Origin of the sequence: Brevundimonas sp. (assembly GCF_046295595.1) — a bacterium.
Classification (GTDB): Bacteria; Pseudomonadota; Alphaproteobacteria; order Caulobacterales; family Caulobacteraceae; genus Brevundimonas.
Genome location: NZ_JBKBMX010000007.1, coordinates 20512 through 40505, shown reverse-complemented (window position 1 = coordinate 40505; position 19994 = coordinate 20512). Strand labels below are relative to the sequence as shown.

Genomic DNA, 19994 nt, shown 5'->3' with positions numbered 1-19994 from the left:
GATGAGCCTGACCCTGCGCGACGCGACCGCCGACGATATCCCCGCGATCACCGCCCTGTACGGGCGCGAGGTGGTGCACGGTTCGGCGACCTTCGAGCTGGACCCGCCGACGCCCGCCGAGATGGCGCAGCGGTTCGCGGCGGTGCAGCGGCTGGGTCTGCCGTGGCTGACGGCGGAGATCGACGGCGCCTTCGCCGGCTACGCCTACACCTCGCCGTTCCGGACGCGACCGGCCTATCGCTATGGCGTCGAGGGATCGATCTATATCGAGGAGGCGGCGCGTGGCCGCGGCGTCGGGCGGGCCCTGCTGGAGGCGCTCATCGAGCGGACACGGGAGATGAGCCTGCGGCACGTCATCGCCGCCATCAGCGACAGCGAGACCAGCGCCGCCTCGATCGGCCTGCACGGCGCGCTGGGGTTCCGAGAGATCGGCGTCTACCGGCAGGTCGGCTGGAAGTTCGAGCGGTGGCTGGACGTGACCCTGATGCAGCTCGATCTGGCCCCCGGGGGCGAACCGCCAGACGGGCCAGGGCTCGATCTGGTCAGCAGCCTGGCTTGATGCCCGGGGCGGCAGAGCCTAGGTGATCGGGATGCGCGCCCTTCACGCCATGATGATGCTGCTCGGCGCCCTCGCGGTGCTGTGGACGGGTGGCGCACCCGCCGGCGCCCTGGCCGACGCCCCGTCGTCGCCGCCCTGTCATGAGACGGCGACGCACGCCGGTGGGGAGGAACCGCCCCCATCCGACTCCGGAAAGGCGATGGCGGCGATGCAGTGCTGCGTCGCCTGTGTCGCCGCGCCGGCGCTCAAACCCCCGGCCCGTGCGCGACTGGTGGCGCCGAGGCCCGTTGTCGCCAGCCCCCTCGCCGCCCTGCCTTCAGGCCAGCGGCCCGCCCCTGAGCCGCATCCGCCCCGGGTTCTCCTCGACTGATCAGGTCCGCCGCGTGGCCGCCGGCCGCGCGTCCCATGTTCATTCAGGAGGCCATCATGGCTGACCGCATTTTCGCGCCCCTCGCCGGCGCATCCCTGCTTGCCCTCGCCCTGCCCGCGGCGGCCCAGTACCACACGCATCACCCCGTCCCCCCGGCGCAGGCGCAACCGGCCGCTGCTACGCCCGCCACGCCAGCGGTCGATCCGCACGCCGGACACGGTCCCGGGCAGGCCGCGCCGACGCCCCAGGCCACGCCCAGCGGCCATCAGGCACATGACATGACCGGCGGCGCCGACGCTGGGCACGTCATGACGAGCGCGCTCGGGCCGTGGCCGATGACCCGGGACGCCTCCGGCACCAGCTGGCAGCCGGACCTGTCGGAGCACGGCGGCGTGCACACGACCCGCGGCGACTGGTCCTTCATGGGCCACGTGCTGCTGAACCTGACCCATGACTGGCAGAACGGCCCGCGCGGCGACGACAAGACCTTCGCCAGCGGCATGATAATGGGATCGGCGCGGCGCGATTTCGCCGATGGCTCCACGCTGAACCTGCGGACCATGCTCAGCCCCGACCCGCTGATGGGCAAGGAGGGCTTCCCGCTGCTGCTGGCGGCGGGCGAGACGGCCGACGGGGTGACGCCGCTGATCGACCGGCAGCACCCTCACGAGCTGGTGATGGAGCTGTCGGCCAGCTACGCGCGCCCGCTGACCGGCAAGGACAGCGTGTTCGCCTATATCGGCCTGCCGGGCGAGCCGGCTTTTGGTCCGCCGGCCTTCATGCACCGGATGAGCGCCATGGACAGTCCCGAGGCGCCGATCACCCATCACTGGCTGGACTCGACGCACATCGTGTTCGGCGTGGCGACGCTGGGCTGGGTGCATGAAGCCTTCAGGCTGGAGGCGTCGTCCTTCCGCGGACGGGAGCCGGACGAGGACCGCTACGACATCGAGAGCCCGGAGCTGGACAGCTGGGCGGTGCGGGCGTCGTGGAATCCCTCGCCCGAATGGTCGCTGCAGGCGTCGTACGCCGACGTCACGGCGCCGGAGCAGCTGGAGCCCGACGAGGACGAGACCAAATGGTCGGCCAGCGCCATCCACGCGCGCCGCTTCGGGGCCCAAGGTTGGTGGTCCTCGACCCTCGCCTGGGGTCGCAAGACCAATGACCACGACGAATCGAAGGACGGCTGGCTGCTGGAGACCGCCGTCAGTCCGGACGACCGCTGGACCCTGTTCGCGCGGGCCGAGCGGATCGAGACGGATGAGCTGCTGCCCGCGGCGGCGGGCGGACACGGCGAGCTGTTTACCGTGGCAAAGGCATCGCTGGGCGCCGTGCACGACTGGCGTCTGGCGGAGAATGTCCGATTCGGGGTCGGGGCCCTGTACAGCGTGAACCGGGTTCCGGACGTCCTTGAGCCGACCTATGGCGGCGACCCGGACGGCGGCATCGTCTTTCTGCGGCTGAAGATCGACTGAGCACGGATCGCGCCGCGCTGACGGTAGTCAGTGCGGCGCGATGTCGTTCGGCGGGGTCGTCAGCCACGGCGCGAGGCGGAAACGCCGCGGCGGCTCCCCGACGGTGTGGTGGTGGATGAACTGGCGCGCGAAGCCGACCACCGCGCGGATGGTCTGCTCGTCGAACGGTTTGGACACAGCGCCGAGGGCTCCGGCGAATCCCTCAGGGATTTGCTCGGGGTTGGCGGTGAGGAAGACCACCGCCGTGCCGTAGTCGCCGACCAGTCGCTGGGCGATGCGCGGGCCGGTCATGCCGTCGAGCAGGTTAATGTCGATCAGGGCCAGATCGGGGCGCTCGCGTTCGGCGACGACAAAGGCGCTGGCCTGGTCCATGGCGCAGCCGACGACGTCACAGCCCGATTCGCCCAGCACCAGTTCGAGCTCCATGGCGAGGAGCGCCTGGTCTTCGACGATCATGACCCGCAGGTCAGGCGGCTCGGACACGGCGGTCCCCCTAAACGCAGACTGAAAGTCGTCTACCACTGTTGTGTCCGATAGCGGACTTAACAACGCCTGATTGGCAATTCGGTTCGCCTTGGGCTAAGAAATTTCGGGGCTTTTTCAATCGCTGGGGGATCAATGGCGACCGCTGCCGCAGAGGGCATCGTTGAACTTCAGCGCCGACTGCTGGGGGGCTACCAGTTGCTGCAGACCCTCGTCGGGATCCGCCTGCGCAGCGTGACCGATCCCGACAGCGTGCGGCATCTGACCTGGCTGAGCGACGTCACCGCCGCCATGGAGTTGATCAGCCGGCGGATGACAGCCGAAGGTCCGCTCGACTTCGCCGCCTATCTCGAGGACGTGGCCGCCTTCTGGACGCGGGCCTGCGAGGGCCGGCCGGTGCGGCTGGATGTGCGCGGCCAGTCGGCCCTGCTGCCTGACAGCCACCTGTTGCCCCTGGCCATCATCACTCACGAACTGATCGCCAACGCCTGCCGCCACGCCTTTCCGGAGGGACGGCGCGGCTCGATCGCCGTGGCCTTCTCGCGCGCCGTCGGCGGCGTCAGCCTGGTGGTGCGCGATTCGGGCGTCGGGGCGGAGACGTTGGCGCCGGGTGAGGGGCTGGCCCTGGTCCAGGGCTTGGTCGAACATCTGGGCGGTTCGCTGAACATCGAGACGGCGCCGGGGGCCGGGGTCGGCGTACGCATCCGTCTGCCGCTGGAGACATCTCCACGGCATTGACTGTCTCGCAACCTTCAACTGTAAAATCTTGCGCGAGCCGGGTAGATAAGCTACCGGCTATTCACCAACTATACCCATTCTGGAGATACACATGAAGAAGATGATTGCAGCCGTAACGGCTGGATTGCTGCTGGTGGCCGGTCAGGCCGCCGCTGCGAACGACAGCGCCTCGGCGCGCGTGGGCGACCGCATTGGCGCGACGGCTGGCGAATCGAGCGAGTTCGCCGGCGCTCCGCTTCCCGCGATCCTGCTGACCGTCGCCGCCATCGCCTTCGTGGCCATCGGTGTCAGCGAGACGGACGATTCCGAGAGCGACTAAGCCTTATCCTTTCGGATAACGAAAAGCCCCGTCGGTCCGCCGGCGGGGCTTTTTTTTCGTCTGGGATGAAACGCCGGCAAGGCGGTCAGGAGGGCCGGCGGGCGAAGGCGGATGGCTGGGGAACTAGGACTCGAACCTAGAATGACGGTACCAAAAACCGGAGTGTTACCATTACACCATTCCCCAGCAGGTCCGGCGGTTCCGCCGCTGAAGCGCCGGAAGGCGTGCGAGATACGACAAGGCCGCGGGGGATGCAAGAACCGGTTTCGAGACTATTTTTCAGCGGACCATTTCCCGGCTTGCGGGGGCCAAACCCCCTCGCTATAAGCCCCTTCCTCAAGTCGGAGTGTGGCTCAGCCTGGTAGAGCACTGCGTTCGGGACGCAGGGGTCGGAGGTTCGAATCCTCTCACTCCGACCATTTATCTGAGGCGCCCTACCCGGGGGCGCCGCCGGCGCCGGATCACCGCGCCGGCCCCTCCCTCCGAAACTATTCCACGCGCACCATTTCGACGCCGGCGCCGATGAAGCGGCCTTCGACGTAGCGCAGCCGCTTCAGCTCCTCGCCGGCGCCGCTGTAGAACACCAGCTGACCGTCCTGGACGCGCCATTTGGCGAGCTGGGCCAGCCGGCGCGGGCAGTCCGCGGCCACGGCGTTGCGAACCCCCAGAAAGCCGGCCCGCTCCGCCATCTCGAAGCGGCAGTCACCGACATCGCGTCCGCCGTCGGTCACGCGCCAGGGGCCGAAGGCGTCCTCGGTGCGGGCCGGTTCGGCGAGACGGCGCAGACGGGCCTCGTCCGGATCGAGCCGGTCGATCAGGGCGCCGGCGAGGGCCTCGCCGAGACGCTCGCCGTCGACCGAGACCTCGCCGCCCACGGTCGTGCTGCGGGTGACGCTGCGCGTCGTGTCGCCGTCGCGGGTGGTCGTGGTCTCGGACCGGGTGGTCGAGCGTTCAACGGACTGGGCGAAGACGGGCGAACCGACGGCGAGGACGGCGGCGGCGGCGAGGACGGCGATGGATCTGGACATGGTTACCCCCAGCTGAGAACAGGTGGCGGAGGCTAGAAAATCCACAGCCAAGGTTCAACCGTCGGAGGCGCGCCCGGCGACCGCGGCCAGATGCGCGCCGACCGCCTCGATCGGGCGAGCGGCCAGGGCCTTGCGGCGGGCCAGCAGGTCGGGCGAGCCGGCGTCGTAGTCAGCCATCAGCCGTTTGACGAAGGCGCCGGAGCGGACCTCGGTCAGGACCTCGTCCATGGCGGCCTTCGAGGCCTCGCCGACGACGCGCGGGCCGGTCAGATAGGCGCCGTACTCCGCGGTGTTGGAGATGCGGCCGAAGGCGCCGGCGATGCCCATCGAGAACATCAGGTCGGTGACCAGCTTGACCTCGTAGAAGCATTCGAACCACGCCACTTCCGGCGGGTAGCCGGCCTCGACCAGTTTGGTGAAGGCCGCATCGATCAGATGGCCGACGCCGCCGCACAGCACCACCTGCTCGCCGAACAGGTCGCTCTCGCATTCGGCGGCGAAGGTGGTCTCAAGGATGCCCTTGCGGCCGCAGCCCAGGGCGGCGGCGTAGGACAGGCCCAGGGCGTGGGCCCCGCCGCTGACGTCCTGATGCACGCCAAACAGGGCGAACACCCCCTCCCCCTCGACATAGAGGTCGCGGATGCGCGGGCCGATGCCCTTGGGCGAGGCGAGGATGACGTCGAGGTCGGGTCGCGGCGCGACGAGGCCGAAGCGCACCGAGAGGCCGTGGGCGAAGATCAGCGCGGCGCCGGGCCGGATGTTCGGCTCCAGTTCGTCGCGCCACAGGTCGCGGTGGGCCTCGTCCGAGACCATGACGGCGACGACGTCGGCGCCGGCGGCGGCCGCGCCAGCGGTCAGGACCGGGAAGCCGTCGGCTTCCGCCTTCGCCCGGGTGGCCGAGGTCGCCTTCAGGCCGACGACGATGCCGGCGACGCCCGAGTCGCGCAGGTTCAGGGCATGGGTTCGGCCCTGGCTGCCGTAGCCGATCACGGCGACTCGCTTGCCGCGGATAATGGACAGATCGCAGTCGCGGTCATGGAAGACGGGGAGCGGGGCGCCTAGGTTATCGGTCATGAGCACAGACATAACGCCTTCCGCCGTCGTCGCCTTCTGGAAAGAGGCGGGTCCGAAAATGTGGTTCGCCAAGGACGACGCCTTCGACGCCGACTTCCGCCGGCGCTTCCATGACGCCCACGTCGCCGCCGCGCGGCGCGAGCTGGACGACTGGGCCGGGACGGCCGAGGGGTCGCTGGCGCTGCTGATCCTGCTGGACCAGTTTCCGCGCAACAGCTTCCGCGGCACCGGCCACGCCTTCGCCACCGATCCGCTGGCGCGGATGTTCGCGGTGCGGGCGCTGGAGGCCGGGCATGATCTGAAGACTGACGGCGACATCCGCCGGTTCTTCTATCTGCCGCTGCAGCATTCGGAGGATCCGGCCGATCAGGACCGGCAGGTGGAGCTGTTCCAGACGCGGATGGCGAGAGAGCCGGACGACCGCTGGGCCGAACACCATCACGGGGTCATCGCCCGCTTCGGCCGCTTTCCGCATCGCAACCGGGCGCTGGGGCGGGAGACGACGGCTGAGGAGCAGGCTTTTCTGGGAGAGGACGGGTTTCGGGGGTAGCGATTTATACCCGGGTAAAACACCGAAAACACCGTCCAGATCGTCCAGACCGTCCGGTTTGGAGCCGCGTCGTGGATGGCGATCAGGGGTTCGATTGTCAAAGACCGGCCTGAGCCGCGCATTGTACGGCCGGCGCTTCCTGTGGCGGGTTCAGGACGCTGGGCGGAGGGGATGTGCGGGGGAATCAGGAGGTTGGGCGGCGAGATTGCGATGGCGGGTCGCGGATTTGCAGCGCAGCAGATGGCTTCCTTCTCCCCTCCGGGGGAGAAGGTGGCTCGCGAAGCGAGACGGATGAGGGGGATGTCGGATGCAGGCTCGCAGGCAGCCGGCCCGGAGCAGGCTTACCCCTCATCCGGCCCTCCGGGCCACCTTCTCCCCCAAGGGGAGAAGGGAGCGTTACGCCCCCAGGAACACCGTGCGGACGAAGGCGCGGTAGGCGAGGAGCTGGCGGGCCATGATCTGCGGTTCGCGCAGGGTCTTCGACAGGATGATGCCGCCGTCGATGATGGCGGTCAGCATGTCGGCCAGATCGCGCAGCTCAACGTCGACGCGCGGCGGATAGACGGCGGCGATGGCCTCGAGGCGGGCGACGAACTGGGCGCGCCAGACCAGGGTGACGTCGACGATCACCGCCCGCACCCGGGCGTCATACTGCTGGTCCTGGTAGACGAAGCTGGCGACGAGGCAGCCCGGCCGTTCCGCCTGGACGTCGGCGAGGGTCTCGGCCAGCAGCTTCAGCCCGACCAGAAAGGCGTGCAGCGGGTCCTCGTTGAGCTCGGCGGCGCGGTCGAAGATCTCCTCGAAGATTGACAAGTTCTGCAGCCGGAACCGCTCGATCAGGCCCAGGGCGAGGTCGTTCTTGTCGCGGAAGTGGTAGAAGAAACCGCTCTTGGTGATGCCGGCCTCGTACAGGATCTCGTCGATCGAGGTGGCGGCGAAGCCCTTGGCCAGGACCGAGGCCTCGGCCACGTCCATGATCCGGTCGCGGGTCTGCTCGCCGCGCGAGACGCGGACCTGGGGTCGTTCTTTCAGAAGGGACTGCACCATGAGTGCGGTTTTCCTCATTTCGGCCACATGACCGGGCGGCGAAACGGGCCGCCACCGGTCAGACAGCATTGAAAAATAGTGGGAAATACGCCCCGTAGGCTCACTGGACCATGCGACGGCTAACCGCGCGTGGCGGCGCCTTCTATCACTTACGCCTCCCCAAATCGCCCCTCCGGAGGTTAAAGATGATCAATGTTGTAACCGTTTCCATAGCGGCGATGTTCGCCGGCTTCATCCTGCTGGACACGCTCTGGCGGCCCCGCGACTACCCCTCCTCCCCGGGGTGGCGGCTGAAGGGGCTGGCCGCCTTCGCCGCCTATATGGTGGTCGCCCTGTTCGCGCCGCTGGTGTGGGACGCCTTCCTGGCCCAGCACCGGCTGATCGACCTGACGGCGACGCCGCTGTGGCTGCAGCTGGGGGTCGGCTTCGTGATGTTCCAGCTGACCATGTACCTGTGGCACCGGACCATGCATGGCGTCGATTTCCTGTGGCGGCACCTGCACCAGACGCACCATTCGGCCGAGCGGGTCGATGTTTACGGCGCCTTCTGGTTCCACCCGCTGGACATGCTGGGCTTCACCCTGCAGGGCAGCCTGGCGCTGGTGTGGATCGTCGGCCTGTCGGTCGAAGCGGTGATCCCGATCGTGCTGGTGAACAGCTTCATGGCCATGTTCACCCACGCCAATGTCCGCACCCCGCGCTGGCTGGGCTGGTTCATCGCCCGGCCGGAGATGCACGCGGCGCACCACGAACGGGGCGTGCACCGGTCGAACTATTGCGACCTGCCGCTGATCGACATGATCTTCGGGACGTACCGCAACCCGAAGACCGCGCCGAAGGAGGCCGGCTTCTATGACGGGGCGTCCAGCGAACTGGGCGCGCTGCTGGTGGGCAGGAAGCTGGCCTGACGCGTCCGCCGCGCCGCCTTGGGACAGAGGAACAAGGCGGCGCGGCGGGGTGTTGCAGACGCATGGCCCGCTATCAGTTGAAGTACCTCAGTGTGACCGGCGCGATGGAGACGATCGAGGCCATCGACGCCGACGAGGCCGAAGACCTGGCGCGGCTGAGGTTGTTGTTCAGCGAGCCGGGCCTCGCCATCGCCATCGTCTGCGAAGGCGCGGAGCTGCGGCGGGTCGTCCAGCGGCCGCGCGCCGGCTTGCCAGGGAATTGAACGGGCCATGACGGGACTGTTGAAGGGCGCGCTGGCCGCGCCGCCGGAGTTGGCCGAACAGCCGACCGTCTCGCTGCACGGATCGGTCGACGACGCCATGCTGGCGATCTGGCTGGACGCCGTCGCGACGGTGCGGGCAGGGACAGGGCCGCTGGTTCTGGAGCTGAGCACCACGGGCGGCGACGCCGAGGTCGGTCGGCGCATGGCCGAGGACGTGCGGCTGTTCCGTGAGCGGACGGGGCGGCGGGCGCTGTTTCTGGGCCGGACGACGGTCTATTCCGCCGGCGTCACCATCATGTCCGGCTTCCGCCGCGCTGACCGCTGGCTGAGCCGGGACGCCGGCTTGATGATCCACGGCCGGAAGCTGCAGAAGACGCTGGAGATCGACGGGCCGCTGCGGTTCGAACGGCCCCGGGTCGAGGCCCTGCTGGCCGCGATGGACGAGGGGCTGCGCATCGAGCGGGCCGGCTTCAAACAGCTGATCGAGGGCAGCGATGTGGCGCTGGAGGAGCTGGAGAAACAGACCATCGGCGACTGGTATCTGACCTCGGAGCAGGCGCTGGAGCGGCGGCTGATCGCCGGACTGATCTGAGCCGGGTCCGGTTCAGCCGCAGTAGCGGTCGAACTCCTCGCGGTAGCGTTCGGTCAGGTGCGCCTGGCGCTCGCCCTTCTCCTTGAGTTTGAGGAACCAGCTGGATTCCTCCTCGTAGATGTGGGTCAGGACGGCGCCCTCGATATGCTCGAGCTTGTCCTTCCACTCCGGGGTGGACGGGGCGATGTTCTCCCATTCGGCCATCTGCATCTTGGCCGTGGTCTGTTCGGTATAGGCGTGGCCGGCGTGGATCTTCTCCCCGGCCTTGGCGAGGGCCGGATAGAGCACCACCTCCTCGGCCAGCGAGTGGCCGTTGAGGACGGTGGCGAGAGCCTTCATGGCGGCGGTCCGGTCGGCGGCGGCCTCGGCCTGGCGGCAGGCCTCGAAGGCCGAGCGGATCAGGTCGTGGTGGTCGAGGGCCAGCGACAGCCAGTCGCCAGAATCGGCGGCGGCGCGGGCCGTGGCCGTGGCCTCGTTGCGCTTCTCTTCCGATACGGGCGGGGTCACCGCGCCGAGAACCTTGTCGATGACGGACACGCGGGCCTCCATGGCTTGTTTCGCCGCACCAACCGCCAAGGTCCGCGACTGTTCCCGGAGCGAAAGCGATCTGATCCGGGGACAGGTCGGGGCTTCTGTGGGCAAGTGATTCGCGGGCCCTGCCGGGCGGTCGCGAATCGGCGTCAAACTGCGGTCATGAACGCCGTCGCCACCTTCGCCGAACTGCAGGCCCGAACGGGGGCGGCCGCGGCTGACCACCCCGAGTGGCAGTACCTCAATCTGCTGCGCGACATTCTCGACAATGGCGCGCGGCGGGATGACCGGACCGGGACCGGAACGCTGGGGGTGTTTGGGCGACAGATGCGGTTCGACCTGTCGAAGGGCTTTCCGGTCCTGACGACCAAGAAGCTGCACCTGCGATCGATCATCGTCGAACTGCTGTGGTTCCTGCGCGGCGAGACCAATATCGGCTGGCTCAAGGACAACGGCGTCAGCATCTGGAACGAATGGGCCGACGCCGAGGGCGAGCTGGGGCCGGTCTATGGCAAGCAGTGGCGCTCGTGGGCCGCGCCCGACGGGCGGGTGATCGACCAGATCGAAAAGGTCGTCGAGGGGCTGAAGACCAATCCCAACGGGCGTCGGCACATCGTCAGCGCGTGGAACCCGGCCGATGTCGACGACATGGCCCTGCCGCCGTGCCATTGCCTGTTCCAGTTCTTCGTCGCCGACGGCAAGCTGAGCTGCCAGCTGTACCAGCGGTCGGCGGATGTGTTCCTGGGCGTGCCGTTCAACATCGCCAGCTATGCGCTGCTGACCATGATGGTGGCCCAGGTGGTCGGGCTGGAGCCCGGCGAGTTCGTGCACACCTTCGGCGACGCGCATCTGTATCTGAACCACGTGGAACAGGCGGAGACGCAGCTGGCGCGCGAGCCGCTGCCGCTGCCGGTGATGACGATCACGCCGAAGGACGACCTGTTCGCCTACCGGCTGGAGGACTTCGTGCTGACGGGATACGAGCCGTGGCCGCACATCAAGGCTGAAGTCTCGAAGTGATGCGCCGCCCGTCGCTCTTCATCGGGTCATCCGTTGAAGCGCTCGATGTGGCCTATGCCATCCAGGAGAATCTGGAGTTCGACTGCGAGCCAACGGTGTGGTCGCAGGGCGTCTTCAAACCCACGAGCGCAACCCTGACCGATCTTTTTGCCTTCAGTGGTCGGGCGGAGTTCGCCGTATTCGTCTTCACGCCCGACGATATCCTCAATATGCGCGGCCAAGTCGTCCCGGTTGCGCGAGATAACGTCATTTTCGAGCTGGGCCTTTTCGTCGGCGCGCTGGGTCCCAGCCGGTGTTTCTATGTCGTGCCTTACGGCGAGGATCTGCATCTCCCGTCAGATCTGATCGGTGTTGAGCCCCTGCGCTACGTCGCGGACCGGCGCGACAGAAATCTGAGGGCTGCGTTGGGTCCTGCATCCAACAGGATCAGGCAGGCCACGCGCTCGATCGCGCCCCCCCAAGCTTCATCAGGCACGGAGATACATCAGGAGCGGTTGGCGACGCCTCACCAACTCGCCGATCAACTGATTGCCGCCTGGAATTCAGAAGCCCTGCTTGAGGTCCGTGAAACTCTCCGGGCCGGAGTACCGGCACACATGTCGGAAGACGACGATGGTCAAACCACCCAAGTACTGTCCGACGCCTATCAATTCTTGAACAGTGTTGCCGACGGAGTTTTGACGGGCTCCGTTGACGAAGGGCTCGCCAGGCAGACTTTCTCGGAAGCCATGACCGCCGTCTGGACTGCGGCCTACACCTACTTTGTGCCTGCCGGAGCCGACCCAGAAGAGGCCTGGCAACCTCTTCCCCCGCTGGCGCAACTCGTGCGGCGATGGCATCAGGCCGCACGATGAACCTCTCTGACCTCACCGCCTCGGTCCTGCGCATCTCCGACATCTACGCCGCCGAGCACGGCATCGAGCGGTCCGGCGACTGGGCCCTGCTGAAGGTGCAGGAGGAGCTGGGCGAGCTGACGGCCGAGCATCTGCGCATGAGCGGGCGGGCGCGCGGGGTGGCCGACGCCGGCAGGCTGGGCGACGAGGCGGCCGACGTGCTGGGCATGCTGCTGATCTATTGCGACCGGGCCGGGATAGACATCGAACAGGCCATGCAGCGCAAATGGCTGCACTGGCTGGAGGACAAAGCGTGAGCGCCCTGCCCCATATCGCCCTCGTCGTCGCCCGGGCCCGCAACGGGGTGATCGGACGCGACGGCGACCTCCCGTGGCGGCTGCGCAGCGACCTGCAGCGGTTCAAGGCGGTGACCATCGGCAAGCCGTGCATCATGGGCCGCAAGACGTGGGAGAGCCTGCCGCTGAAGCCGCTGCCGGGGCGGCTGAACCTGGTGCTGTCGCGCGACGAGTCGTTCGAGGCGAAGGGCGCGGTGATCTGCACGACGCTGGACGAGGCGGTCGAGATCGCACGCGAGACGGCCATGGACGACGGGGTCGGGGAGGTCTGCGTCATCGGCGGCACGGCGCTGTTCGCCACGGCCCTGCCGCGGGCGAAGCGACTGTACCTGACCGAGGTCGAGGCCGAGCCGGAGGGGGATGCGGTGTTTCCGCCGTTCGACGAGGCGGCCTGGGTCGAGGTATCGTCCGAGCCGCATGCGGCGGGGGAGAAGGACGACCACGCCTTCGTCTTCCGGGTGCTGGAGCGGCGGTAGGGGCGAGACCGGGTGGTTAGTGATTAGTGATTAGTGATTGCCGGCTCCACCGCTGGTGACAAATCGCCGCCATTGGTGATGCGCGACCACCAATCACTAACCACTAATCACTCCTACCCTCAGCTCAGCGTCGCCATCGCCGAGCGGTCGAAATCCTTGAGCTCGCCCAGCCGGCCGTCGCGAATCTTTTCCACCCAGTGGGGGTCGGCGAGAAGGGCGCGGCCGACGGCGACGAGGTCGAACTCGTCGGCTTCCAGCCGTTTGATCAGGCCGTCCAGCGAGGCGGGTCTGGAGCCGGCTCCGCCGAAGGCCGCGATGAACTCGCCGTCCAGGCCCACCGAGCCGACGGTGATCGTCGGCAGGCCGGTGATCTTCTTCGTCCAGCCGGCGAAGTTCAGATCGGAGCCCTCGAATTCCGGCTCCCAGAAGCGGCGCTGCGAACAGTGGAAGACGTCGACGCCGGCCTCGACGAGGGGCGTCAACCATTGATCGAGCTCGGCGGGGTCGTGGGCGTTCTTCGCCGCGAAGTCGTGCGACTTCCATTGCGACAGGCGCAGGATCAGGGCCATGTCGGGGCCGACGCCCTCGCGCACGGCCCTGACCACCTCGGCGCCGAAGCGGGCGCGGTCGGCGATGGTCCCGCCGCCCCAGCGGTCGTCGCGGTCGTTGAGGCCGGACCAGAAGAACTGGTCGATCAGATAGCCGTGGGCGCCGTGGATCTCGACGGCGTCGAAGCCGAGCTCGCGCGTGGCGCGGGCCGAGCGGCCGAAGGCGGCGATGGTGTCGGCGATGTCCTCTTCGGTCATCGGCTCCAGCTTGCGCTTGCCCGGACTGGTCATGCCGGACGGGCTGTCGACCTTGCCGAGTGGCTGCCAGTCCTCGCCCTGGCCGCGGGCCGAGCCGACGTGCCAAAGCTGGGGGGCGATCAGGCCGCCGGCGGCGTGGACCTCCTCGACGACCTTCTTCCATTCGGGCAGGGCCTCGCCGTGAAAGACCGGGACCTTGGCGTCGTTGCGGGCGGCGGGGCGTTCGACGACCGTGCCCTCGGTGACGATCAGGCCGACGCCGCCCTCGGCCCGGCGGCGATAGTAGCCGGCGACGTCGCTGGTCGGAACGCCGCCCGGCGAGAAGGACCGCGTCATCGGGGCCATGACGATGCGGTTGGGCATCTTCAGGGACTTGACCTGGAAGGGGCGGAACAGGGCGTCGACGGACATGGGCGGCTACTCGGTCTGCTATTGGAACCGAGAATGTGGCGATCAGGGTTGCGAATGAAAACCCTTAAAGGCCGAGTTTTTCCGCCAGCACGCCCGCGAAAACGCCGAAACGCCCGACGATGGCGCCCCGCGGGTCGCTGACGACGAGCGGCCGACCGGCGTCGCCCGCCTGACGCAGGGCCCCGTCCAGCGGCAGGTCGCCGAGGTAGGGGATGTCAAGCCGACCGGCCTCGGCCGCGCCGCCGCCACGGCCGAAGACGTCGCCGCTCATGTTCTCGATCAGGCCGAGGGTGGGGACGCCCACCTTCTGGAACAGGGCATGGGCGCGGCGGGCGTCGGCGAGGGCGACCTCCTGCGGGGTGGTGACGATGACGGCGCCGTCCAGCGGGGTCTTCTGGATCAGGGTCAGCTGGACGTCGCCGGTGCCCGGCGGCAGGTCGACGACGAGGATGTGGAGCGGCTCGTCTTCGGTCCCCCAGCGGGTCTGGGTCAGCATCTGGGTCAGGGCCTGGGAGGCCATCGGGCCGCGCCAGACCATGGCGTCGCCGGCGCCGGTCAGCAGGCCGACAGACGTGGCCTTAAGGCCGTGGACGACACGCGGCTGCATCATGCCGTCGCGGTACTCGGGCTTGCCCGACATCCCCAGCATGGTCGGCAGGGAGGGGCCGTAGACGTCGGCGTCGAGCAGGCCGACGGACAGGCCGCGGGCCAACAGGGCGGCGGCGAGGTTGACGGCGACGGTCGACTTGCCGACGCCGCCCTTGCCGCTGGCGACGGCGAGGACGCGGCGGACGTGGGCGGGGCGGTCGGTGGGGACGGGCGCCTTCGCCCGCGTCTGGTCGACAGCCTGGGGCGAGAGGGAGGCGGTGCGGGCCGGGCGGGTCGCCGGGGCGGTCTCGGCGGTCAGGACGACGGAGACGCGGGCCATGCCGGGGATGGCCTTCAGCGCGGCCTCGGCGGCGTCGCGGACGGGGGCGTAGAGGGCGGTGTCGCCCGGCGCGACCTCCATGACGAAGCCGGCCCGGTCGTCGGTGACGGTCAGGCCCTGGACGAGGCCGGCGGCGAACAGCCCCTGCCCGCTCTTCGGGTCGCGGACGGCGTCGAGGGCGGCGATGACGGAGGCGCGGTCGGGCAAGGCGTAAGTCCTGACGGGTTGCCGGGTCGGGGCCCGCGTTCTATCGCCGAACACCCCTGCCCCGCGAGCCCGCATTTTGACCGAACCTCTGATCACCCTGCTGGCCGGCCCGACCGCCTCGGGCAAGTCGGCCTTGGCGCTGGAGATGGCCGGGCGGACGGGGGCCGTGATCGTCAACGCCGACAGCCAGCAGCTGTACGCGGACCTGCGGGTGCTGACCGCCCGGCCCTCGCCGGCAGAGGAGGCGCGGGCCGAGCATCGGCTGTACGGGGTGGCGGACGCGGCCGACGCCTGGTCGGTGGGGCGCTGGACCCGGGCCGTGGCGCCGGTGCTGGAGGACCTGGCGGCGGCGGGACGGCCGGCGCTGCTGGTGGGCGGAACCGGGCTGTATTTCACGTCCCTGACCAAGGGGTTGGCGGATATTCCCGATGTGCCGATTGTGGTCCGCGAGGCCGCGGACGGCCTGTATGAGGCGGTCGGCGAGGCCGTCTTCCGCGAGCGGCTGGCCGGGGTCGATCCGGCGGCGGCGCGGCGGATCGAGTCCGGGGACCGGCAGCGGCTGACGCGGGCCTGGGCCGTCGCCGAACAGACCGGCCGGGCGCTGAGCGACTGGACGGCGGACACGACGCCGCTGCTGGCGCCGGGATCGTGGACCGGGCTGGTGATCGAGCCGGACCGCGAGACGCTGTACGCCCAATGCGATCTGCGGGTGGCGAAGATGGTCGAGGCGGGGGCGCTGGAAGAGGTGCGGGCGCTGGTGGCGCGCGGACTGGACCCCGCCCTGCCGGCGATGAAGGCGGTCGGGGTGCGCGAGTTCGCCGCCCATCTGGCCGGCGAGACGACGCTGGCGGCCGCCGTCGACGCGACCCGTCAGGCGACCCGCAACTACGCCAAGCGGCAGCTGACATGGTTCCGGAACCAGACGCCGGAGTGGGCCAGGCGGCGCGGCTGAGACGCCGCCCGGCCCGGCCGTCTCAGAAGCGGCGGGTCAGGCCCGCGAACAGGCTGCGGCCCTCGCCCGGATGGAAGACCGCGGTCGAGGCGACCCGGGCGTCGGTCACGGCTCCGAAATTGGAGACGTAACGTTCGTCTGTGAGGTTACGAATTTCGACGAACAGGCTGGTTTCACGACCGAAATTCCACCCGGCGCTGAGCGAGATCACGGCGTAGCCCGGCGACTTCAGGGTATTGGCGTAGTCGACCCAGGTGTCCGTGGGCGACCATTCCACCGACGGGGCGATGTACCACCCGGCCGGATGATCGTAGCGCAGCTCGGCCCGGTAGAGGTGCTCGGGCACCACCGGCAGGCGGGCGTCGCCATAGACCTTGTCGCCGTCGAAGCGGAAGTCGGACACCGACCAGGTCTGCCGCAGGCGCAGGTCGGGGCGGATGCGCCAGTCGAGCCCGGCCTCGACGCCCTGATGGATCGTCGGCCCGGCGTTGAAGGTCGCGGCGGGGATGCCGAGGGCGGCGTTGGGGATGAAGTTGAGCAGCTCGTTGTCGAGTTCCGCCCTGTAGACGGCGACATCCCAGGCAAGGCGGGCGGTGCGGCCGCGCAGGCCGGCCTCCCAGGTGACGGCCTCCTGCGCCTCCAGCGGCTTGAAGCCGTCGGCCGTCGGGGCGAGGCTGGAGAAGTTGGGCGGCTCCACCGAGCGGGTGACGTTGGCGTAGGCCTGGGCGCCGCTGTCGGCTTCCCAGAGCAGGCCGATGCGCGGGGCGAACCAGTTCCAAGTCTGCGCCGCCGCCAAGTCGAAACTGGCGGGGACGCCGGGCAGCTGGACGCTCTGATAGTCCCGCCAGGCCTTGCCCCATGACCCGCCGGCGACGACCGCCAGACGGTCGCTGACGAACAGCCGTCCCTCGGCGAACAGGTCGAGCGCGCGGGCGTTCTGGCGGCTGTTGGCGGTGCGCGTCCCGTGCGAGCCGGCGAGGTTGACCCACTGCTGGGCGTCGAGATCACCGGAGCGATAGAAGGCGCCGTAGAAGACATCGACGGGCCGGCCGAAGGCCTGACCCGACCAGTCGAACCGGCCGAAGGCCCCATAGTTGCGGCTCTGCTGGTCGATGACCTGGAAGATCGGATGGTCGAGGTCCTTCCAGGTCGAATAGACGCCGCCTTCGAAGACGAGGGCGTCGTCGACGCGCCAGCGGGTCTGCACTGCCGTGCGCACCGAGGCCATGTCGCGCTGGTAGTTGAGGGCCACATTGCCCGGGTTGGCCGCTCTCGGTTCGTCCAGGGCGGCGGTCAGGCCGACGGCGCCGGGGATCTCCTGGTGGACATAGCCGCCGTTGACGATCAGCCGGACCTCGCGGTCCTCGCCCAGCGAGCGGCCGAGATTGACGCTGGCGTATTGCTGCTGGCCCGCGCTGTGTTCGCGCCAGCCGTCGGCCCGGGCGCCGGTGAGGGCGACGAACAGGTCGCCGCCGTCCCATTGGCGCGCCAGCTCGGCGTGGCCGCGCAGGCTCTGGTCGGAGCCGCCGTCGACCCGCAGCAGGGCGTCATGGCCCGCGGTCCGGCCGGTCGGGGTAACCAGATTGATGGCCCCGCCCAGCAGGGAGCCGCCGAAGCGCAGGGCGTTGCCGCCCTTGTAGACCTCGGTGTAGCGGGCGATCAGCGGATCGATCAGCTGGAAGTCGCCGAAGCCGTCGGCCTCGTTGAACGGAATGCCGTCCTGGGCCACCAACGTGCCCCGATTGTGATTGGCGTTGCCGATGCCGGAGCCGCGGATCGAAAGGCGGATGTCGCCGCCCCATTTGGCCTGGGCGTAGACGCCAGGGACGTCGCGCAGCACATCCGCCAGATTGGTCGCGCGCCGGCCGGCATAGCTTTCCGAAGACACCACCGCGACAGCGCCGGGCGTGCGGGACAGGCGGGCGCGGGCCTCGGCGACCACGGGGGGGTCCTCCGGGTTGGGGCGGCCGGTGACGATGACGGTGTCGAGCGTCGCCGCGTCGGGGGCGGCGGACTGCGCCGCCGCCGGAACGGCGTAGGCGGCGAGCAGCAGCGCGCAGGGCGCCGCCGGGAACATGAATTTCATGAGGGATGTCCTGAAGCGGAAAAGGGCGGAGCGGAGTCCGCGAGCCTTGCGTCTTCAGGCGGTGGGAGGGGCTGTCGATGGCGGGCGGAGCGTGATGGCCGCGCCCGGGGTCAGGTGAGCGAGCACCGGCCGGGGCCGGTCAATCGGCGGGGCAATGCGCGGCGCCGACGCCTGCGGCGGGGGCGGCGGCAGCAGCGAGGCGAAGGCGCCGGCGAGGCAGTCGGCGCAGTCGAGGCTGTCAGACGGATCAGTGTCCTGCGGTGCAGGCCGGTCGGCGCCGTCGTAGACGACGAAGATCTGGTCGCCGTCGCAGAGCTGGACCGGATGACCGGCCGCGGCGGAGGCCGCGACGGCCGACGGCAGGGCCGCGGCGAGGACGACGGCGAAGAGCGCCGCCAGCAGCGCCAGCGACTTCGCGACAGACCAGGACCGGGCGGCGGGGCGATTCACGAGGCGTCCTCTAGACCGGGGGCGGCCGCGGTGGAAGCGGCCGCGACATTGTCTTCCGCCGTGATCAGCCCGGCAGGCCCGAGACGCTGGAATCGGTGATCGGCCCGGAGACGCGGGCGACGCAGGTCAGCGGGATGGCCGAGCGGTCGGTGGCGCGCACCCTCGCCTGGTCTCCCGGACAAATGTTCGGGGAGGACCCGCCCCAAGGCTCGACCGCGATCGTCGCCGTCGAGCCGCTGAAACAGTTGGGGGCGGCCGCATCCAGACGATACACGTCGCCGCGCCGCGAGTGGATGTAGATCCGCCTGTCCCCGTCGACGCGGAAATTATCGACGTCCGCTCCGGTGAAACAGCGGGCGGCGGCATCGGCGGAGGTGTGAAGGTCGTCGACCGGGGCGCAGGCGGAGAGGGCGGCGACGGCCCCGGCGACGGTGACGAGAACAGGCAGTTTCATGGCGGATGTCTCCTGACGATCTTCAACCCCTACCGCTGTTCGCTGGTTCCCGTCGACGCGCCGCTTGGAAACCCGCCCGCCCTCACCTATATTCCATCCGTCCGGGTTCGCCCGGACTATGGCGATAAACGCGCTTGTAATAAGCGGACCGGACCCGGGTGCGATTCCCGGCGGCTCCACCATTTCCTCCCGTGTATCGGCGGGCGGTGCGGGGCCGACTAGCATCGACGGACGTGTAAAGAAGACTGCTTTCGCTCGTCCTGGCCCACCGTATCGGGCCATTTTCTAACTGCGAACGATAACTTCGCTGGAGAAGTCCGCCTCGCCGCGTAATGCGGTTCGGTTGATTTCGAACACTTAAGTCCTGGGGGATCAGTTCCCCAGGCGGGGCCCGGAGGGCGCCTGCCAACAGAAGCCCTCCACCTATCTTCAGGGACGCGCCCTCCTCTTTCTTCTGGAAATGGGGAGCCTGCCAACAGAATCCCGGCACTTTCCCTCCAGTTTACCGCGATCGCTATCTTCCGCCCGGGCGCCGGCCCGTCTAAACCCACGGCTGAAACGCCGAGGGACCCGATGGCCGACGAGACCCCGCCAGTCGACGAGATGCACTATGAGCAGCTGGCGCAGGACGCCCTGCGCGGCGTCATCCGCTCAGCGCTGGAGCGTGCGGCCGAGCCCGAGGGCATCCCCGGCGCGCACCATTTCTACGTCACGTTCAAGACGAAGGCGCCCGGCGTGAGCGTGCCGCCGGACGTGATGGCCAAATATCCGGACGAGATGACGGTGGTGCTGCAGCACCAGTACTGGGACCTCAAGGTCGAGGCCGACCGGTTCTCGGTGATGCTGAAATTCGGCGGCCTGCCGAAGGTGCTGTCGATGCCCTATACGGCGGTGACGCGGTTCTATGACCCGTCGGTGCAGTTCCTGCTGCAGTTCGAGGCGCCGATGGAGGCCGAGCCGGTCGCGGAAGAACCCGAGGCCGACCCGCAGACGCCGCCTCCGCCCACGGGCGACGACGGCCCCAAGGTCGTCTCGCTGGACCAGTTCCGCAAGAAGTAGGCTGCCGTCCCCGCCCCGG

Annotated in this window: 25 protein-coding genes, 2 tRNA genes and 1 other RNA gene; 17 read left to right on the top strand and 11 right to left on the bottom strand. The window is 69.0% G+C overall.

The window, feature by feature from the left end; translation table 11 throughout:
• The first annotated feature begins 1 nt into the window (after window position 1).
• Genes ACK4JY_RS06835 through ACK4JY_RS06825 form a run of 3 tightly spaced genes read left to right on the top strand, consistent with a single transcriptional unit; the run spans window position 2 to window position 2404 of the window.
• Window positions 2-559, top strand: coding sequence for an N-acetyltransferase family protein (locus tag ACK4JY_RS06835; protein ID WP_409604066.1), 558 nt, complete (start codon window positions 2-4; stop codon window positions 557-559).
• 31 nt (window positions 560-590) lie between these two features.
• The gene (locus ACK4JY_RS06830) at window positions 591-929 is read left to right on the top strand and encodes a DUF2946 family protein (RefSeq protein ID WP_409604065.1); all 339 of its coding nucleotides are present in this window, start codon (window positions 591-593) and stop codon (window positions 927-929) included.
• Window positions 930-985: 56 nt separating this feature from the next.
• A complete protein-coding gene (locus ACK4JY_RS06825; protein ID WP_409604063.1) occupies window positions 986-2404 on the top strand; it encodes a hypothetical protein in 1419 nt (472 codons plus the stop codon).
• A 27-nt stretch (window positions 2405-2431) separates the two neighbouring features.
• Here ACK4JY_RS06825 and ACK4JY_RS06820 read toward each other — a convergent pair whose 3' ends face one another.
• Entirely contained in the window at window positions 2432-2887 is a 456-nt protein-coding gene (locus tag ACK4JY_RS06820; protein WP_409604061.1) for a response regulator, read from the bottom strand.
• A 135-nt stretch (window positions 2888-3022) separates the two neighbouring features.
• Between ACK4JY_RS06820 and ACK4JY_RS06815 the strand changes: the two genes are divergently transcribed.
• Together ACK4JY_RS06815 and ACK4JY_RS06810 are read left to right on the top strand one after the other, a co-directional pair.
• Entirely contained in the window at window positions 3023-3625 is a 603-nt protein-coding gene (locus ACK4JY_RS06815; RefSeq protein ID WP_409604059.1) for a sensor histidine kinase, read from the top strand.
• A 91-nt stretch (window positions 3626-3716) separates the two neighbouring features.
• Window positions 3717-3944, top strand: coding sequence for a hypothetical protein (locus ACK4JY_RS06810; RefSeq protein WP_409604057.1), 228 nt, complete (start codon window positions 3717-3719; stop codon window positions 3942-3944).
• A gap of 112 nt (window positions 3945-4056) precedes the next feature.
• Here the strand turns inward: ACK4JY_RS06810 and ACK4JY_RS06805 are convergent.
• Window positions 4057-4130 (bottom strand) — tRNA-Gln (locus ACK4JY_RS06805).
• Window positions 4131-4286: 156 nt separating this feature from the next.
• Here ACK4JY_RS06805 and ACK4JY_RS06800 point away from each other — a divergent pair.
• A tRNA-Pro gene (locus ACK4JY_RS06800) sits at window positions 4287-4363 on the top strand.
• Window positions 4364-4432: 69 nt separating this feature from the next.
• Here ACK4JY_RS06800 and ACK4JY_RS06795 read toward each other — a convergent pair.
• Complete coding sequence (locus tag ACK4JY_RS06795) at window positions 4433-4972, bottom strand: AprI/Inh family metalloprotease inhibitor (RefSeq protein ID WP_409604055.1); 540 nt, start codon at window positions 4970-4972, stop codon at window positions 4433-4435.
• Window positions 4973-5026: 54 nt separating this feature from the next.
• Entirely contained in the window at window positions 5027-6046 is a 1020-nt protein-coding gene (ilvC, locus tag ACK4JY_RS06790) for a ketol-acid reductoisomerase (protein WP_409604054.1), read from the bottom strand.
• Between ilvC and ACK4JY_RS06785 the strand changes: the two genes are divergently transcribed.
• Entirely contained in the window at window positions 6045-6596 is a 552-nt protein-coding gene (locus tag ACK4JY_RS06785) for a DUF924 family protein (RefSeq protein ID WP_409604053.1), read from the top strand. The genes ilvC and ACK4JY_RS06785 overlap by 2 nt on opposite strands.
• 396 nt (window positions 6597-6992) lie before the next feature.
• Here the strand turns inward: ACK4JY_RS06785 and ACK4JY_RS06780 are convergent, their stop codons facing one another.
• Window positions 6993-7643, bottom strand: coding sequence for a TetR/AcrR family transcriptional regulator (locus ACK4JY_RS06780; protein ID WP_409604052.1), 651 nt, complete (start codon window positions 7641-7643; stop codon window positions 6993-6995).
• 185 nt (window positions 7644-7828) lie between these two features.
• Here ACK4JY_RS06780 and ACK4JY_RS06775 point away from each other — a divergent pair, with 185 nt between their 5' ends.
• From ACK4JY_RS06775 to ACK4JY_RS06765, 3 genes are all read left to right on the top strand, one after another.
• On the top strand, window positions 7829-8551 hold the full coding sequence (locus ACK4JY_RS06775; RefSeq protein ID WP_409604050.1) for a sterol desaturase family protein: 723 nt from the start codon (window positions 7829-7831) through the stop codon (window positions 8549-8551).
• A gap of 77 nt (window positions 8552-8628) precedes the next feature.
• Entirely contained in the window at window positions 8629-8814 is a 186-nt protein-coding gene (locus ACK4JY_RS06770; protein ID WP_409604048.1) for a hypothetical protein, read from the top strand.
• 7 nt (window positions 8815-8821) lie between these two features.
• Complete coding sequence (locus ACK4JY_RS06765; protein WP_409604046.1) at window positions 8822-9406, top strand: peptidase S14; 585 nt, start codon at window positions 8822-8824, stop codon at window positions 9404-9406.
• A gap of 12 nt (window positions 9407-9418) precedes the next feature.
• Here ACK4JY_RS06765 and ACK4JY_RS06760 read toward each other — a convergent pair whose 3' ends face one another.
• Complete coding sequence (locus ACK4JY_RS06760; protein WP_409604045.1) at window positions 9419-9943, bottom strand: hemerythrin domain-containing protein; 525 nt, start codon at window positions 9941-9943, stop codon at window positions 9419-9421.
• A gap of 156 nt (window positions 9944-10099) precedes the next feature.
• Here ACK4JY_RS06760 and ACK4JY_RS06755 point away from each other — a divergent pair, with 156 nt between their 5' ends.
• From ACK4JY_RS06755 to ACK4JY_RS06740, 4 genes are read left to right on the top strand one after another with little or no spacing between them, the layout of a single operon-like run.
• Entirely contained in the window at window positions 10100-10957 is an 858-nt protein-coding gene (locus ACK4JY_RS06755; RefSeq protein ID WP_409604043.1) for a thymidylate synthase, read from the top strand.
• Window positions 10957-11811: a TIR domain-containing protein gene (locus tag ACK4JY_RS06750; RefSeq protein WP_409604211.1), complete on the top strand. Its 855-nt coding sequence runs from the start codon at window positions 10957-10959 to the stop codon at window positions 11809-11811. Before ACK4JY_RS06755 ends, ACK4JY_RS06750 begins: the two co-directional genes overlap by 1 nt.
• Window positions 11808-12107, top strand: coding sequence for a phosphoribosyl-ATP pyrophosphohydrolase (locus ACK4JY_RS06745; protein ID WP_409604042.1), 300 nt, complete (start codon window positions 11808-11810; stop codon window positions 12105-12107). The genes ACK4JY_RS06750 and ACK4JY_RS06745 overlap by 4 nt, the downstream gene beginning before the upstream one ends.
• Window positions 12104-12622, top strand: a complete 519-nt coding sequence (locus ACK4JY_RS06740; protein ID WP_409604040.1) for a dihydrofolate reductase — start codon at window positions 12104-12106, stop codon at window positions 12620-12622. The genes ACK4JY_RS06745 and ACK4JY_RS06740 overlap by 4 nt, the downstream gene beginning before the upstream one ends.
• A gap of 119 nt (window positions 12623-12741) precedes the next feature.
• Here ACK4JY_RS06740 and ACK4JY_RS06735 read toward each other — a convergent pair whose 3' ends face one another.
• A complete protein-coding gene (locus ACK4JY_RS06735; protein ID WP_409604038.1) occupies window positions 12742-13839 on the bottom strand; it encodes an NADH:flavin oxidoreductase in 1098 nt (365 codons plus the stop codon).
• Window positions 13840-13903: 64 nt separating this feature from the next.
• Entirely contained in the window at window positions 13904-14974 is a 1071-nt protein-coding gene (locus ACK4JY_RS06730) for an Mrp/NBP35 family ATP-binding protein (RefSeq protein WP_409604036.1), read from the bottom strand.
• Between the two features lie 76 nt (window positions 14975-15050).
• Between ACK4JY_RS06730 and miaA the strand changes: the two genes are divergently transcribed.
• The gene (gene miaA / locus ACK4JY_RS06725; protein WP_409604034.1) at window positions 15051-15926 is read left to right on the top strand and encodes a tRNA (adenosine(37)-N6)-dimethylallyltransferase MiaA; all 876 of its coding nucleotides are present in this window, start codon (window positions 15051-15053) and stop codon (window positions 15924-15926) included.
• 22 nt (window positions 15927-15948) lie between these two features.
• Here the strand turns inward: miaA and ACK4JY_RS06720 are convergent, their stop codons facing one another.
• From ACK4JY_RS06720 to ACK4JY_RS06710, 3 genes are all read right to left on the bottom strand, one after another.
• A complete protein-coding gene (locus ACK4JY_RS06720) occupies window positions 15949-18012 on the bottom strand; it encodes a TonB-dependent receptor family protein (RefSeq protein ID WP_409604033.1) in 2064 nt (687 codons plus the stop codon).
• A 54-nt stretch (window positions 18013-18066) separates the two neighbouring features.
• Window positions 18067-18462: a hypothetical protein gene (locus ACK4JY_RS06715; protein WP_409604031.1), complete on the bottom strand. Its 396-nt coding sequence runs from the start codon at window positions 18460-18462 to the stop codon at window positions 18067-18069.
• A gap of 64 nt (window positions 18463-18526) precedes the next feature.
• Window positions 18527-18916, bottom strand: a complete 390-nt coding sequence (locus ACK4JY_RS06710) for a hypothetical protein (RefSeq protein WP_409604029.1) — start codon at window positions 18914-18916, stop codon at window positions 18527-18529.
• A gap of 60 nt (window positions 18917-18976) precedes the next feature.
• Between ACK4JY_RS06710 and ssrA the strand changes: the two genes are divergently transcribed.
• Window positions 18977-19340: a transfer-messenger RNA gene (gene ssrA / locus ACK4JY_RS06705) on the top strand.
• 149 nt (window positions 19341-19489) lie between these two features.
• Window positions 19490-19975, top strand: a complete 486-nt coding sequence (locus tag ACK4JY_RS06700) for an SspB family protein (RefSeq protein WP_409604027.1) — start codon at window positions 19490-19492, stop codon at window positions 19973-19975.
• The last annotated feature ends 19 nt before the right edge of the window (window positions 19976-19994 follow it).